Consider the following 14290-nt stretch of genomic DNA (forward strand, 5'->3'; position numbering starts at 1 on the left):
TTAGGGCTGCCATCGAGGCGAGACAAAGGAGAAAAGACCGGGATGGCCACGGTACTGAACGCCAAGGGCGTTCCAATTCCCTACAGCGGATCCTCCGTAAAGTGGTATTCGGCGACGAATTCCGGCCCAACACTTTATGGCAGCACGTCCAACGACTCGATGTATGGGGACGGCAGCGTCACCGTCACAATGTATGGCGGCAAGGGCGATGACATCTATTATCTGTATGACTCTAAAAACAAAGCGGTCGAGCGGCCCGGCGAGGGTGTCGACACCATCTCGACCTGGATGAACTATAAGCTCCCAGCCAATTTCGAGAACCTGACGGTCACGGGCGACAAACGATATGCTTTCGGAAACGAGCTGAACAACATCATTACCGGCGGCTCCGGCCAACAGACGCTCGACGGCTTACGGGGCGATGACGTTTTGAAGGGCGGATCGGGGGCGGATATTTTCGTTGTAAACCCCGGCAACGGCAGTGATCTGATCCTGGACTTTGGTGCGACGGATACCGTTCGCGTCGGGAGCTACGGCTTCACCTCCTTCGAGGAGGTGCGCGCCAACATGGTGCAGTCGGGAGCGAACGTCCGACTCAATCTGTCCGACAGCGAGTTTCTCGTCTTCGCCAACAAGACCATCGGCGAGTTCACCGCAAGCCAGTTCAAGCTGGCCGTGGACAGGTCGGCTCTGGAACTCACCTTTTCGGACGAGTTCGACACGCTGGACCTGTGGAATGGTTCGAGCGGCACCTGGGACTCGAATTTCTGGTGGGGGGCCGCAAACGGCAGCTCGCTCACGAGCAACAAAGAGCTTCAATGGTATATCGATACCAACTACGCCCCGACAAGTTCCGTCAATCCGTTCAGCGTTGAGGACGGTGTTCTCACGATTACCGCCGCCCGGGCTCCTGAGGCGATCCGGCCCTACATAAACAATTACCAATACACGTCAGGTTTGCTGACGACCTACGAATCGTTCGCGCAGACCTACGGCTATTTCGAAATTCGGGCCGACATGCCCGAAAAACAAGGGGTATGGCCTGCCTTCTGGCTTCTCCCGGCGGACGGTTCCTGGCCGCCGGAACTGGACGTCGTCGAGATGGTCGGGCAGGATCCGAACAAGCTCATTTTGACAGGCCACTCGAACGCGACGGGGACTCATACAAAAGTGTCCTCTACCGCCTATGTCGCGGATACCGCAGGGTTCCACACATACGGGGTGCTGTGGACAGAAGACGAACTCGTCTGGTATTTCGACGACGTCGAAGTTGCCCGTGCCGCAACGCCTGCCGACATGCACGAGCCAATGTATATGCTGGTCGATCTGGCGGTTGGCGGCATGGCGGGAACGCCTGCCGACGGGCTTGCCACGCCTGCAGAAATGCAGATCGACTACATCCATGCCTATGCGTTGAACGATTGGGTTATCTAGGCGTAACACCTGACGGTGGGCTCGGCACGGACACGTTCGTCATCAGGCCTGATTTCGGGCGCGGTCATTGCCGCCTGAGACTGAACCGTGACTGATGTGAAGGCGATGTCGCATCCCCATCCATCCGAGCCGCGAACGACCCTCGCAGCGGTTCTGGCTTCCTTCCGGCGAGCCTTGGCCGGAATTGCGTTGATGAGCGGCGTCGTCAATGTTCTAGCGCTGACCGGCTCGTTCTTCATGCTGCAGGTCTATGATCGCGTCATACCTGGCCGCAGCGTGCCGACGCTCGTCGGGCTCGCCGTGTTTGCCGGCACGCTTTTTGTTTTTCAGGGCGCTCTTGAGCTCATCCGGTCGCGTTTGCTGGTGCGCATCGGGATGGCGTTGGACGCGCGCTTGAGCGGACAGGTCTATGCCGCCCTCATGCGTTTGCCGTTGCGCACCAAGCTCGCAGGCGACGGCCTTCAATCGTTGCGCGATCTTGATCAGGTGCGTTCGTTTATGTCGAGCGCCGGTCCGACCGCGCTTTTCGACCTGCCCTGGATGCCGCTTTACCTCGCAATCTGCTTCCTGTTCCATTTCTGGATCGGCATGACGGCGCTGGCCGGCGTGGTCATTCTCTTCAGCCTGACATTGCTCGCCGAAATTCGCACGAGAGAGCCCGCCAGAAAGGCAAACAGTCAAGCGGCGGCGCGCAATACACTTGCCGAAGCGACACGTCGCAATGTCGAGGTTCTGCAGGCCATGGGCTTTGGATCACGCATCGCCGAGCGCTGGTCAGGGATCAATGCTGACTATCTCGATACCAATGCAACAGCGAGCGACCTTGCTGGGACACTCGGAACGATCTCGAAGATCCTGCGCATGATGCTGCAATCGGGTATCCTGGCGATCGGCGCATATCTCGTCATCCATCAGCAAGCGACCGGCGGCATCATGATCGCCAGTTCGATCATGATGAGCCGGGCACTCGCACCAATCGAACTGGCTATCGCGCACTGGAGGGGTTTCGTGAGCGCCCGCCAGGCCTGGGCCCGCTTGACCCAGCTTTTGGTCCTGCTTCCCGAAACTGCGACAAGTGTCTCGCTGCCTGCGCCGAAATCTGCTCTGTCGGTCGAAAGTATCAGTGTCACGCCGCCGGGGGAGCGTCGTATGGTCGTGCAAGACGCCACTTTTGCATTGGAAAAGGGCGTCGGCCTCGGCATTGTCGGGCCGAGCGCTTCCGGCAAGTCATCGCTCGTGCGCGCGATTGCCGGCATATGGCTCCCAGTTCGCGGAACCGTCAGGCTGGATGGCGCAACGCTCGACCAGTGGTCGCCGGAAGAGCTGGGCAAGCATGTCGGCTATCTGCCGCAGGATGTGCAACTGTTCGATGGCACCATTGCCGAGAATATCTCACGCTTCGAACCGCAAGCGCCCTCGGACAAGATACTGGCGGCTGCGCGCGCGGCCGGCGTTCATGATCTCGTCATCCACCTGCCGGAAGGCTACGAGACGCGGATCGGCGAGGCCGGATCGGCGCTTTCGGCGGGCCAGAAACAGCGGGTTGCGCTTGCCCGGGCTCTCTACGGTGACCCGTTTCTTGTTATTCTCGACGAGCCTAACTCCAACCTCGATGCGGAAGGCGAGGCCGCGTTGACGGAAGCAATTCAAGGTGTTCGCGCGCGAGGCGGTATTGCCATCGTGGTCGCCCACCGGCCGAGCGCGCTGGCGAGCCTGGATCAGGTTCTTGTGATGGCGAACGGCCGTATCCAGGCCTTTGGCCCGAAGAATGAGATCTTGAACAAGATAACTCGCCCAGCAGGCGTTCCCTTAAAGGTCGTTTCCGGACTCGAAGAGACGGCATCCTGATGGCGCAACGCACGATATTCGCGGCGGATCGCACCATTCGACGCTATCTGCTTGGCGGTGTCGCAACCTGCATCCTGCTGGTTGGCGGGGCGGGGAGTTTGGCCGCCGTCACCGAGCTTTCCGGAGCCGTTATCGCTTCGGGAAAATTGGTCGTCGATTCCAGTGTCAAGAAGGTACAGCATCCAACCGGTGGCGTGGTCGGCCAAATCTTTGTTCGGGAAGGCGATGCCGTGCAATCGGGCAAGGTTTTGATCCGCCTGGATGAGACGATCACTCGGGCCAATCTGGCGATCGTCACGAAGAGCTTGGACGAATTCGAGGCGCGCCTGGCTCGCCTTGAGGTCGAGCGCGACGGCAAAGGAAGCATCATCTTTCCAGCTTCGCTTGTGTCACGGCAGGATGCCCCCGAAGTTGGTCGGGCGATGGCCGGCGAGCAGTCTCTGTTCGAATTTCGCCGACAGGCACGCGCCGGTCAGAAGGCTCAGTTGGAAGAGCGTATTGCGCAGCTTGCCGAAGAAGTTTCCGGCTTGACCGAGCAAAGAGATGCCAAGAGCCAGGAAATCAAGTTGATCGGGTTTGAGCTCGAAGGCATGCGCATACTTTGGCAACGCAAGCTGGTTTCAATCGATCGCATTACTGCGCTTGAACGCGATGCAGTGCGGCTTAAAGGTGAGCACGGGCAACTGACTGCATCGATTGCGCAGGCGAAGGGTCGTATCGCGGAAACCCGGTTGCAGATCATTCAGATCGACCAGGATTTGCGCAGCGAGGTGGCGAGCGAGCTGCGAGACGTCCAGGCAAAGATCTCTGAATTCGTCGAGCGCAAGGTTTCGGCCGAAGATCAGCTCAAGCGGATCGATATACGCAGTCCGCAGAACGGTGTCGTTCATCAGCTCGGCGTGCACACGGTCGGTGGCGTTATTTCTCCGGGAGAGCTCATCATGCTGATTGTCCCGGTGACAGACGACCTGACCGTGGAGGCGCGCGTAGCTCCGCAAGACATCGATCAATTGACGCCAGGGCAAAGCGCGACCCTGCGGCTGTCGGCATTCAATCAGCAAACAACGCCGGAGCTGAACGGTGCCGTCAGCAAGATTTCCGCCGACCTCAATGTCGATGAGAAAACAGGCGCCAGCTTTTATACGGTGCACGTAGTTTTGCCGCGCACAGAGCTTACCAGGCTCAAGGGCCTGACCTTGGCGCCTGGAATGCCTGTCGAAGTGTTCTTTTCGACCGGCAATCGCACCATGCTGTCTTATCTCGTGAAACCTCTAGCCGACCAAATCCAGCGAGCTTTCAGGGAGGAGTAGCTGCGTCTCTGGACGACCCCACGAGCTGAATTCCGGAACAAGGACGCGATTTTGCGGTTTCGCCTGAAATTGGAAGCGATCCCAGATGTCCGAGTTGACGAATGAAGAGATCGAGGGGCGGCTGACTGCCCAGCGAGAGACTCTGGCGCTGGTCGTCGCGCTGCTTGCCGGCCTCGACGCGCCTTCCGAGCGAATATGGGCCGAACTGGAGGCCCGTTTTCAATTCCAGAACAATCAGGAAGACCCCGGCGCTGTGCCAAGCCGTGCATTCGCCATTGAGAGCGCGATGATGCGGGAGTTCAAGCTGATCGCCGACGAAGCGCGAGCACGCAGGGCGGAATGGAACGCCGAATAGGGGTGGAACAATCCGTCTCTCCGGATCGATAGCAACAATTTTTCTGACCTGACGCGGAAACATTTCCGCCATGCCGGTGTTGACGCACTGAGTAGGCGCGAGGCGCAGTTCCTGTCAGTGAGGCGATCCTCCCTTTGGAGTGTGATGATGCCGGCAACCGACATGACGGAGGTCGAGGAGGTCAGGATCGAGCCCGACGGGCTCATAGGGCTGCTGGGCGTGCCGCACGCTGCGCAAGGCATCGTCATCTTCGCTCATGGCAGCGGAAGTGGACGGCTCAGTCCGCGCAACAACCACGTGGCCGCCGCACTTCGGCAGGCCGGACTGGCGACCCTTCTCGTCGACCTTTTGACGTCGATCGAGGAAGGCGACAGGCGAAACGTCTTCGACATTGACCTGCTCGCATCGCGACTCGCGCTGGCGACGCATTGGGCGGCTGCGGAAGCGCGGACAAGAAAGCTTGTTCCGCTCTATTTCGGAGCAAGCACTGGCGCGGCGGCCGCGCTGGTGGCCGCCTCACGCCCGGATGCAGGTATCGCGGCTATCGTCTCGCGCGGCGGCCGGCCCGATCTGGCGATGGACGCGCTGCCGGCGGTGCTTGCCCCAACACTGCTTCTGGTCGGCAGCCTGGACGGGCCGGTGATCGGGATGAACGAGCGTGCCCTTGCCGCGCTGCAAGGCGAGAAACAGCTGATCATTATCGACGGTGCCGGCCACCTCTTCGAGGAGCCGGGCGCGATGGACGATGTGGTCAGGCACGCCACGCGATGGTTCCTCGAGCATCTCGCGCCTCCGCAAAGGCCGAGGCAATGATCCTCGAAAACCAATCCAGCACCAAGGTGCTGAGCGAGCCGGGGGAGGCCAAAGCGCTTCGCGCCATCGGGCCTCTCTTCCAACGCGGTCGGGCCTGATCATGGCAAATCACGGTACGGCCCTTCCGACGGTTCTTATCACCGGCAGCAGCGGCTTCCTGGGGCAGGCGATCGCGCGAGGCTTGATCGACCGCTATCGCGTCATCGGCCTCGACGTCGCAAAACCCAAGCATGCCCCCGCCGGGATGGAGACGATCGAGATCGATCTCACCTCCGATGAGGGCGTGAATAGGGCTGTGGAGGCGGCACGGGTGCGCAGCGGCGGTCGCATCGCTTCGGTCGTCCATCTTGCCGCCTATTACGACACGACCGGCGAGGACAACCCGAAATATGACGCTGTCACCGTGCAGGGCACGCGCCGGCTCCTGAAGGCGCTGACGGCGGTCGAGACCGAGCAGTTCGTGTTCTCCAGCACGCTTCTCGTCCATGCCCCAAGCCCGGGGAAGGGCACGAAAATCAATGAGGACTCGCCGCTCGACCCGGCCTGGGCCTACCCAAAATCGAAAGCCGAAACCGAGGCGCTGATTTCGAGGCAGCGCCGCGAAATCAAGACGGTGATCCTGCGGCTCGCCGGCGTCTATGACGAAGACTGCCGGGCGGCCTTTATTGCCCAGCAGATCGCTCGCATCTTCGAGCGCTTGCCGACCGCCTATTTGTTCGCCGGCGATATCACCGCCGGTCAGCCCTATCTGCACAAGGACGATCTCGTCGATGCGGTGGTGCGTACCGTCGACCGGCGCGCCGAACTTCCGGCCGAGACCGTGCTTCTGATCGGCGAAGAAGACACACCGTCATACGAGGAGATGCAGAAGCGCATCGGCCGGCTCATTCATGGCGAGGACTGGCGCACCTTAGTGTTGCCGAAGCAGCTGACGAAGCTGGGCGCGTGGGTGCAGACGGAGGTACTCGATCAGGACACCGACATCAAACCGTGGATGATCGAGAATTCGGACGATCATTACGAGATCGACATCTCGCGAGCCAAAACTCTGCTGGGCTGGGCGCCTAGACACAGCCTGTTGGACACATTGCCGGAGATGATCCGCCGGCTGAACCAGGACCCCACAGACTGGTACGCGGCCAACAAACTTGATCCGCCCGTTGTCGCGGCTTCGGATCCTGAGATCGAGCAGGCCGAAAGGCGACTTAAGGGACCGCTCGAACGAAGCAAGGAAGACGTCGAAGCGGCGATAAAGCGGCATCGGTCGAGGACGCTCTGGGCGCCGATGACCAACGCTGCGCTCGGACTGTGGCTGGCCACATCGCCGATGACAGTTGGCCTGTTCGACCCCGTAGCAGCCGCACTACCCCCCGCTCTGGGGCACGCTATTGCGGAGCCACAATTCCGCAACGCCGGTCTCGGTGTCAGCGAGATCGTTTCCGGCCTGCTCGTGACGGTCTTTGCGTTGATGGGGATGTTCCGGCGCTGGCGCTCGGTGCAGTGGGTCGCGGCGTCGCTCGGTCTTTGGGTGATGCTTGCGCCGTTGCTGTTCTGGACGACCAGCGCCGCGGCCTATGCCATCGACACGCTCGTCGGCATGCTGATCGTCGCCTTTGCTGTAATGATCCCGCCGACCCCCGGCGTCAGCCGCCGTGCGCTGGCGGCCGACGACGACCGCCCGCTGGGCTGGACCTATTCGCCATCCACCTTCACGCAGCGGATCCCCATCGTGGCGCTGGCCTTTGTCGGCTTATTCGTTTCACGCTATCTCGCCGCCTACCAGATGGGCCACATAGATGGGCTGTGGGATCCTTTCTTCGGCCCCGGCGGCGCGCCGGTGCGCAACGGCAGCGAGGCGGTGGTGACGTCATGGGTCTCGAAGGGTTTTCCAATCGCCGATGCCGGGCTCGGCGCTTTTGCCTATAGCCTCGACATCCTCGCCGGCGCGATCGGCGATCGCCGGCGCTGGCGCACCATGCCGTGGATGGTGCTCCTCTTCGGTTTGCTGATCGTTCCGCTCGGCGTGGTCAGTGTGTCCTTTATTATCATCCAGCCACCGCTGATTGGCGCGCTGTGCACACTCTGCATCCTCCAGGCCGCCGTCACGGTGGTGCTGATCCCTTACTCGGTCGATGAGGTGCTGGCGACCATCCAATATCTCTGGGGCGCCACGAGGGCGGGCGAGCCGTTTTGGCGTACCTTCTGGATGGGCGGACCCGCGCTGTCGGAGAACCAGACACCTGACACCGACCTCGACCGTCCTGTGTCCGAGTCGCTGAAGGAATTCGTCACCGGCGGCGTTAATTTCCCATGGACGCTGGTAGCCAGCACGCTACTTGGCGCCTTGTTGATGACGACGCCATTGATCTTTGGCACGCAACCACCGCTCTACTTCAGCGATCACGTAGTCGGCTGTCTCATTGTCATGGTCGCAGTCACAGCCATGGCCGAAGTTGTCCGGCCGGTGCGCTTCTTCAATGTAGTGCTTGGTGCATGGATCGCGGTGTCACCCTTCGTGCTTTCCGGCGGTGGGACCACCGCGATCGTGGCGAACGTTGCGTTCGGTCTGGCGCTGATCGTGCTCAGCCTGCCGCGCGGCACGCGCAGCAACCAACATTATGGCGGTTGGGATCGGGCGATTGTCTGAGTAACTCATAGCGAGCGCGCGCGTGACGATCTGCAAGAGCAGGTCAAGGAAGAGATCGAGTTCCCTGAACGAGGCTCGGCCTGACCGGCCGGCTAGACTTGTTCGCCGAGCAGGATCCTCGCATCCTTGGCCGCGACGATGAACGCTTGGCGCGCGACCCTTGGCGGCTTTTCGCCGCGGATAACAGCAAGGCAGGCTTCGATTGCAGCGAGCCGCGTCTTGGACGCTGGCGTCGGCCAGTCCCTCAGCGGCACTTCAGCCGCGTCGGAGACAGACAAAACAACCCTGTCGCGATCGATCCGGCCGGGTTGAACGACTATCGGCTTTCTGAAACGTCTCGTACGCACGACACTCTCCAAAGCGAGGATATGCTAGCCGTGTCTATCGTTTTCGCCACCTCAAACTGGTGCGCGGCTCGAAACACGTGGTCAGCACCGACAGCGCTCACGAGATCCACAAGGATCAATCGCGACTCGATCCGCGAGTGGTCGACGCCGTGCGCGCCGGCAAGACAAGCCTGGAGCCCTGACAAACTTCCGCCAAGTTCGTTATTTCGCCTTTTGAATCGGTGACACCGTGTAGATCTGATCCAGTATCTTCACCGTCAGGGTATTCGCGGTTGCCTTGCCATCGGGCGACAGCGTCAGGTTTGTCCATATGATCAGCGTGACATCGTTGACCGGGTCATGGCCCATGAAGGAGTTGTAGCCGGGCATCTCGCCGCCATGGAAATAGACCTTGTTCGGCCCGAAGGTGATCGCGGAGATGCCGTATCCGTACTTCTGGCCTTCAGGCTTGCTTGGGTCCTCTGGCTCGGGACTGTCCAGCCACTGGCGCTGATAGTCGGCATTGAGAACCTTGCCGCCGACGAGCGCGCGCATCCAGGTCGCGAGGTCGTCCGCGGTCGAGACGACGCCGCCTGCGGCAAAATACGGCGAGGGGTTTTGCCACGTGTCATCGTTCGGCTTGAGCGTTCCTGCCTTGGCCGCCGCCTGGAGATCGTCCGGATAGGGCGCATCAACCAGAGCGTATGAGGTGCCGCCGTAGAGGTAGCCGTGCGCATAAGGCTCGGGGATGGCGTTCGACGTGCTCACCGGCAGCGCCGTATTCTTCATGCCGAGCGGTCCGAACAAGCGATCCTGGAAGATGCTGGCCAAAGGCTGCCCTTCGATCTTTTCGGCGACGAGGCCGAGCAAGTAATAGTTCGTATTGTTGTATTCGAATTGGGCGCCCGGTTCGAACTGTGTCGGCCGATCGAAGGCCAGGGCGAGTACCTCCTTCGTCGTCCACACCTTGTCCGGATCATGGTCAAGGCTTTGGGCAAGTTCCGGCGCGTTGGTGAAGTTATTGAGGCCACTCCGCATCTTGATGAGGTGGCGAATGGTGATCTTGTCACCGTTCGGGACGCCCGGAACGTATTTCGAGATCAGATCGTCGAAGCCCAGCTTCCCTTCCTGGACCAGTTGCACGATCACGGCGGCCGTCATCGTCTTGGTGTTCGATGCGGGCCGGAAATGGGTATCGGCGCGCGGCGGGTTCGTGACCCCTAGCTCGGTTGTTCCGTAGCCGAAGCCAAAATTGCCCTGCGGAGTCTGCAGAAGAACCATGGCGCCGGGCAGCAGGAGTTCCTTAGCCGCACCTTCCACCATTGCCTGAAGCGCGACCGGGTCGATCGGCTTGAGAGCCGGTGTAGACGCGCCCATGGCGCTGCCCGTTGCGCACACCGCAATAACCACGGCGCCCACTGTTCTCGCTATCATTGTCTCACTCACTGGCCAGGTGACGGGATGAACCCCTTCGGAAACCCTAGCCTCTGTCTGTGACCGGAAATAACAGCAACGGATCGATGTCGCCGATGACTGGCTCTTATGAGCTGAGATCGGCGAGGGGATGACGAACCGATTGCCGGCCGGCGTGGTTGCGTGTCAGTTGCCTCTGGACTGCTGATCATCTCGTAGCGAGACCCTATCCCATCGACGGCGAGATAGCCATGGCGAGGGGCGTTACTCGGCGCACTCGTCACCGACGTTTGGGCGGCGCCTCTCCGGAGTTTCTGCTTCTGGCGCGTTCCGGAGATGGCTCAGACCCGGCTTCCGGAGTTCAACCAAAGCGGACTCCCGTTAGCCTCAGCTCCCACGTGTCGATGAGCTCACGGCCTAGGTTCTTGCGATCTCAAGGTAAGGCCACGAAGGTCCTTGATGGAAGCCCCCGGCCTCTGCCAACACAAGCAGAGGTGGCCAGAGCGCGGTGGCGCACTATCTCATCGCGCTCGACAGGCTCGACGAATGTATGGCGAGGTTCGGACATTGTCCGCAAAGGCTGTGAACGACCATGATCTATTTCACGGCCGACACACATTTTAGCGATCCGCGCATTCTGCGCATCGATCGTCGCCCGTTCGGCTCGCTGGCAGAACACGATCGAGCGCTGATTTCGCTCTGGAACGAAACCGTCAGCCCGGACGACGAGATCTGGCATCTCGGCGATTTTGCGAGGGGATCGGCCGAATTCGTTTCATCGCTACTGTCTTCTCTTCATGGCCAGAAGCATTTGATTATCGGCAACAACGATGGCGCAGCGACCATCGGCGCCGCAGGTTGGGCCAGCACTCAACATTATAAGGAGCTGACGATAGACGGCCGGTTGCTGATCCTTTGCCACTATCCTTTTCGCACCTGGAATCAGATCGGCAAGAAATCGATCGATCTGCATGGCCATTCCCACGGCAAACTGAGCCCGGTTACACGCCAGTACGACGCGGGCGTTGACAGCTGGGATTTTCGCCCGGTCACCCTTTCCGCCATCCTTGCAAGCCGACGGCGGCGAACCGTCGGCCGGTATATTCAACGCAAGTGATCAAAACGCGGATCATACCGGCTGTTGCCTAATGGCTGGTATTCTTCGTCGCGGTTGGAAAGCGCTTACGGCGACTAGATTTGCCATGAACTCTGCACGCAGTTCATCCTCGCGCCCGAGATAACGGGGCGAAAAGTGCATCGGCACGGCATGTTCAACACCTGCAAGCCTGGCGACAGCGCCGGCTTCGGCTGCCGTGAGATGCCGCTTCGCTGCGGCCAGCTCGCGATCTTCCTGCAGGAAGCCCGCCTCGATAAACAACTGGTTCGCGCCGTGCGCAAGCGCAACGACACGCGCAAGATTTGCCTCATTGAAGGCGAGATCGGTCGCATAGACAATCCTCTGCCCGGGACCGGTTCTCAGGGCTCCGGCCCCGAGCAGTTCGCCGACCGAGATATGCCGATCCGCGGTTGGCGCCAGCGTCGTTTTCGGATCAGCCCCGCGCCGGACGGCACGCTTGGCTTCGCTCAACCAAGGTCCGACGCGCAAACCCAATGCTTCCAGTTGCGGTTTTTGCACATTGACCCGGATCTTTTCCTGAAACGCGAATGCAAGGCATGGAACGCCGTGGTCAAGCATTGCTGCTTCGACACGGAAATCGGGATCATCGAGCAGGACATTTCCTTCGGCTGAGGTCGAGGCAGTATCCTCTCGAGCGAAGCCCGATCGCGCCCGAAACAGGCGGCAATGATGAAATCCGCCCGGCGTCCAGTCGCGGGCCGCTATCATGAAATCGTGGGACTGTTCGTCGAGGAGATTCCACGTGTATGCGTTGAGCTTGGCTTGCACGGCCGCGGTCAACCCAGGCGGGCCGAAGAAATGCACTGTTCTATTCCTGTATAGAAATAACCGCAGGAGCCGATCGAAGCCGGCGAAATGGTCCATATGCATATGTGATACGAATACATGGCTGACGCGCAGGATTTCGCGCGGCGAAAGTGGCGACAGATCACCAATGTCGAAGAGCATCGCCCGGTTGCCGAATCGGAAATCCAGAAGGAGCCCCGCATCCGAGAAGGGGTCGTTGACCAGGCGCGGCTGAGCCAGCAACGTCACCGAATTCACCCGATACTGTTTTCGAATTTCGCCACCAGGCGCTCACCTTCAGACACGATCTGGACCTCACGTCTACCCCTCTAATCACGCGCTCCGGGTAGCGGTTCCCGACGTATATCGTCCGAAAGGACGCAGAAGGCGGCGAGCCGGCCAAACCAGGCTGAACGTTTCTGCCATCTTGCGCGTTCTCTAGGGTCGAAGCGAATCGCGGGCCGAAACATCGGCAATCCGCGGCCACAATGAGGTAGCACCGGAACGAACGAGATGACCGAGCACAGAGGCACTCAGCCGAGCGAGGCAAAAGGCACCGTGATCGCATTCTCCGCGCCGGGCTGCGAGCCCCTCTACGCTCACGAACGGGAAGCTATGGCTGCCGTTGCCCGCACGATTGCGAGTCTCAAGGGATTTGCCTTCCAGCAGGGTCTAGGCAACAGCGGCGGCAACGGCTTGTATTTCGTGCCGGACGACAGCTTGCTTGCTCCCGATGCGGCACGGTTAGGTATCAACGGGCCGCAGGATCTCTTCGGCGGCGTGGTGCCTTGGCGCTTCGCAATGACCAAGGCGATAACCCATGAACTGGTCGACGACTTGGCCAAGCGACCGAAAGAATGGTCGACCGGCTTCGGCAGAACTGTCAGCGCAGCAGTATTGCCTGGCTACACTGTGTTTTCGCGGCACGATGCGCTGCGAGCAGCGCAACGCCTGCTGAGGCTCGGGCTGGCCCGACTTAAGCCACCGCTTTCCTCGCGAGGCCAGGACCAGCACATTGTTCGCACGGTCGCCGACGTCGAGAGACTGCTCGAGCGATACCGCTCCCACGACTTGGACGAGTGCGGCCTGGTGCTCGAAGCGGACCTTCGTGAAATCGTCACGTTGAGTGTTGGTAGAACGGAGATCGATGAAATCATGGTCGCCTACTACGGCACTCAAAGGACGACGACCGATAATGCGGGACAATCCGTTTACGGCGGATCGGATCTCATTGTAGTGCGCGGCGGATGGGAAGCTCTCCAAGATCTTCAGCTTCCTCGCGCACTAGCTTTGGCCATTGTGCAGGCGAAGGCCTATGACGCGGCGATGGCGGAGTATCCTGGATTTTTCGCCTCGCGGCACAATTACGATATCGGCCAGGGAATCGACTCGTCGGGTACCTGGCGATCCGGCGTGCTCGAAGCCAGCTGGCGCATTGGCGGCAGCAGTACCGCCGAACTTGCGGCAATAAAAATTATGAAGCAGGACCCGGACATTCAACTTGTGCATGCGTCCGCAGTTAAGGAGTTCGGCAATACCAGCCGGCTACCGGTGGACGCGGACGTTCACTTTCAAGGGAAAGACCCCGATGAGGGTCCGATTACGCGCTATACCGTGGTCACCCATGCGACCCGGGAGCCGCCAAGAAAAGCGGCCGATTAGCATCGTAGACTTGCCCTGCGCCGTCGATGGTCGCTGCACAACTCTGTGCCATTTGCGCGGGCCAATGAGCGTCAAATTTAGGATCGCAAAACGCTTAAGGACCAGGGAACATCCGTGGGCGGCTTGAGTTGTTCGGCATAACCTGAAACCCAATTCGAAGGAGGAAAAGTGATCGAGGTTATTTCTGCTCCTGAGAACGTCGCCGATTTTCGCGTTGCCGGAACCCTGACCGCGGAGGACTGCGATAAAGTCATCCCGGTCATCGAAGAGAAACTGAGCGAACATCAAGAGATCGGCATCCTGGCCGACCTTACGGGTTTGGAGGACATGACGGGCGACGCCTTGCGCCGCGATCTGCAGTACGGTTTGAGCAAACTTAGCGAATTCCACCCCTTCCAGCGTGCCGCGGTGGTGTCCGAAAAACAGTGGATCGAGGCGGCTACGGAGATGACGGGCGCGCTTTTCACGCAGATCGAGGCGCGGGTGTTCCCGGCGGACGAAAAGTCCCAGGCGTTCGAGTGGGTAGCGGCGTCCAATAGCGGTATCTAAGGAGGCGGC

Annotated in this window: 12 protein-coding genes; 9 read left to right on the top strand and 3 right to left on the bottom strand. The window is 60.4% G+C overall.

Annotated elements, in window-relative coordinates; all coding sequences use genetic code 11:
* Positions 1 to 42: 42 nt before the first annotated feature.
* From eglC to ACWUKX_RS07195, 6 genes are all read left to right on the top strand, one after another.
* A complete protein-coding gene (eglC, locus tag ACWUKX_RS07170; RefSeq protein WP_287339990.1) occupies positions 43 to 1434 on the top strand; it encodes an endo-1,3-1,4-beta-glycanase EglC in 1392 nt (463 codons plus the stop codon).
* Positions 1435 to 1539: 105 nt separating this feature from the next.
* The gene (locus ACWUKX_RS07175) at positions 1540 to 3282 is read left to right on the top strand and encodes a type I secretion system permease/ATPase (RefSeq protein WP_456005419.1); all 1743 of its coding nucleotides are present in this window, start codon (positions 1540 to 1542) and stop codon (positions 3280 to 3282) included.
* Positions 3282 to 4592 carry an HlyD family type I secretion periplasmic adaptor subunit gene (locus tag ACWUKX_RS07180; protein WP_456005253.1) on the top strand — a complete coding sequence of 437 codons (1311 nt, stop codon included), beginning with the start codon at positions 3282 to 3284 and terminating at the stop codon, positions 4590 to 4592. The genes ACWUKX_RS07175 and ACWUKX_RS07180 overlap by 1 nt, the downstream gene beginning before the upstream one ends.
* A gap of 85 nt (positions 4593 to 4677) precedes the next feature.
* Positions 4678 to 4947, top strand: a complete 270-nt coding sequence (locus ACWUKX_RS07185; protein ID WP_456005255.1) for a hypothetical protein — start codon at positions 4678 to 4680, stop codon at positions 4945 to 4947.
* Between the two features lie 147 nt (positions 4948 to 5094).
* Positions 5095 to 5760 (top strand): dienelactone hydrolase family protein, encoded by a 666-nt coding sequence (locus ACWUKX_RS07190; RefSeq protein WP_292311639.1) that lies wholly within the window; start codon positions 5095 to 5097, stop codon positions 5758 to 5760.
* Between the two features lie 100 nt (positions 5761 to 5860).
* Positions 5861 to 8407: an NAD-dependent epimerase/dehydratase family protein gene (locus ACWUKX_RS07195; protein ID WP_456005257.1), complete on the top strand. Its 2547-nt coding sequence runs from the start codon at positions 5861 to 5863 to the stop codon at positions 8405 to 8407.
* Between the two features lie 92 nt (positions 8408 to 8499).
* Here the strand turns inward: ACWUKX_RS07195 and ACWUKX_RS07200 are convergent, their stop codons facing one another.
* Together ACWUKX_RS07200 and ACWUKX_RS07205 are read right to left on the bottom strand one after the other, a co-directional pair.
* Positions 8500 to 8754 carry a DUF982 domain-containing protein gene (locus ACWUKX_RS07200; protein WP_456005260.1) on the bottom strand — a complete coding sequence of 85 codons (255 nt, stop codon included), beginning with the start codon at positions 8752 to 8754 and terminating at the stop codon, positions 8500 to 8502.
* A 201-nt stretch (positions 8755 to 8955) separates the two neighbouring features.
* A complete protein-coding gene (locus tag ACWUKX_RS07205) occupies positions 8956 to 10167 on the bottom strand; it encodes a serine hydrolase domain-containing protein (protein WP_456005263.1) in 1212 nt (403 codons plus the stop codon).
* A gap of 571 nt (positions 10168 to 10738) precedes the next feature.
* Between ACWUKX_RS07205 and ACWUKX_RS07210 the strand changes: the two genes are divergently transcribed.
* Positions 10739 to 11263, top strand: coding sequence for a metallophosphoesterase family protein (locus ACWUKX_RS07210; RefSeq protein ID WP_456005266.1), 525 nt, complete (start codon positions 10739 to 10741; stop codon positions 11261 to 11263).
* 12 nt (positions 11264 to 11275) lie between these two features.
* On the opposite strand, the gene ACWUKX_RS07215 is transcribed toward ACWUKX_RS07210, so the two are convergent.
* A complete protein-coding gene (locus tag ACWUKX_RS07215) occupies positions 11276 to 12319 on the bottom strand; it encodes a ribonuclease Z (RefSeq protein WP_456005269.1) in 1044 nt (347 codons plus the stop codon).
* Between the two features lie 264 nt (positions 12320 to 12583).
* On the opposite strand from ACWUKX_RS07215, the gene ACWUKX_RS07220 reads away from it, so the two are divergent.
* Positions 12584 to 13732, top strand: a complete 1149-nt coding sequence (locus ACWUKX_RS07220) for a DUF3182 family protein (protein WP_456005272.1) — start codon at positions 12584 to 12586, stop codon at positions 13730 to 13732.
* A gap of 168 nt (positions 13733 to 13900) precedes the next feature.
* Positions 13901 to 14281, top strand: coding sequence for an STAS/SEC14 domain-containing protein (locus ACWUKX_RS07225; protein ID WP_456005275.1), 381 nt, complete (start codon positions 13901 to 13903; stop codon positions 14279 to 14281).
* The last annotated feature ends 9 nt before the right edge of the window (positions 14282 to 14290 follow it).

Source organism: Mesorhizobium sp. f-mel (assembly GCF_053850215.1).

Bases quoted from the DNA above. Each gene is read 5' to 3' on its own strand.
- ACWUKX_RS07195 (WP_456005257.1), top strand. From the start codon at position 5,861: ATGGCAAATCACGGTACGGCCCTTCCGACGGTTCTTATCACCGGCAGC.
- eglC (WP_287339990.1), top strand. From the start codon at position 43: ATGGCCACGGTACTGAACGCCAAGGGCGTTCCAATTCCCTACAGCGGA.
- ACWUKX_RS07185 (WP_456005255.1), top strand. From the start codon at position 4,678: ATGTCCGAGTTGACGAATGAAGAGATCGAGGGGCGGCTGACTGCCCAG.
- ACWUKX_RS07220 (WP_456005272.1), top strand. From the start codon at position 12,584: ATGACCGAGCACAGAGGCACTCAGCCGAGCGAGGCAAAAGGCACCGTG.
- ACWUKX_RS07175 (WP_456005419.1), top strand. From the start codon at position 1,540: ATGTCGCATCCCCATCCATCCGAGCCGCGAACGACCCTCGCAGCGGTT.
- ACWUKX_RS07180 (WP_456005253.1), top strand. From the start codon at position 3,282: ATGGCGCAACGCACGATATTCGCGGCGGATCGCACCATTCGACGCTAT.
- ACWUKX_RS07210 (WP_456005266.1), top strand. From the start codon at position 10,739: ATGATCTATTTCACGGCCGACACACATTTTAGCGATCCGCGCATTCTG.
- ACWUKX_RS07190 (WP_292311639.1), top strand. From the start codon at position 5,095: ATGCCGGCAACCGACATGACGGAGGTCGAGGAGGTCAGGATCGAGCCC.
- ACWUKX_RS07205 (WP_456005263.1), bottom strand. From the start codon at position 10,167: ATGATAGCGAGAACAGTGGGCGCCGTGGTTATTGCGGTGTGCGCAACG.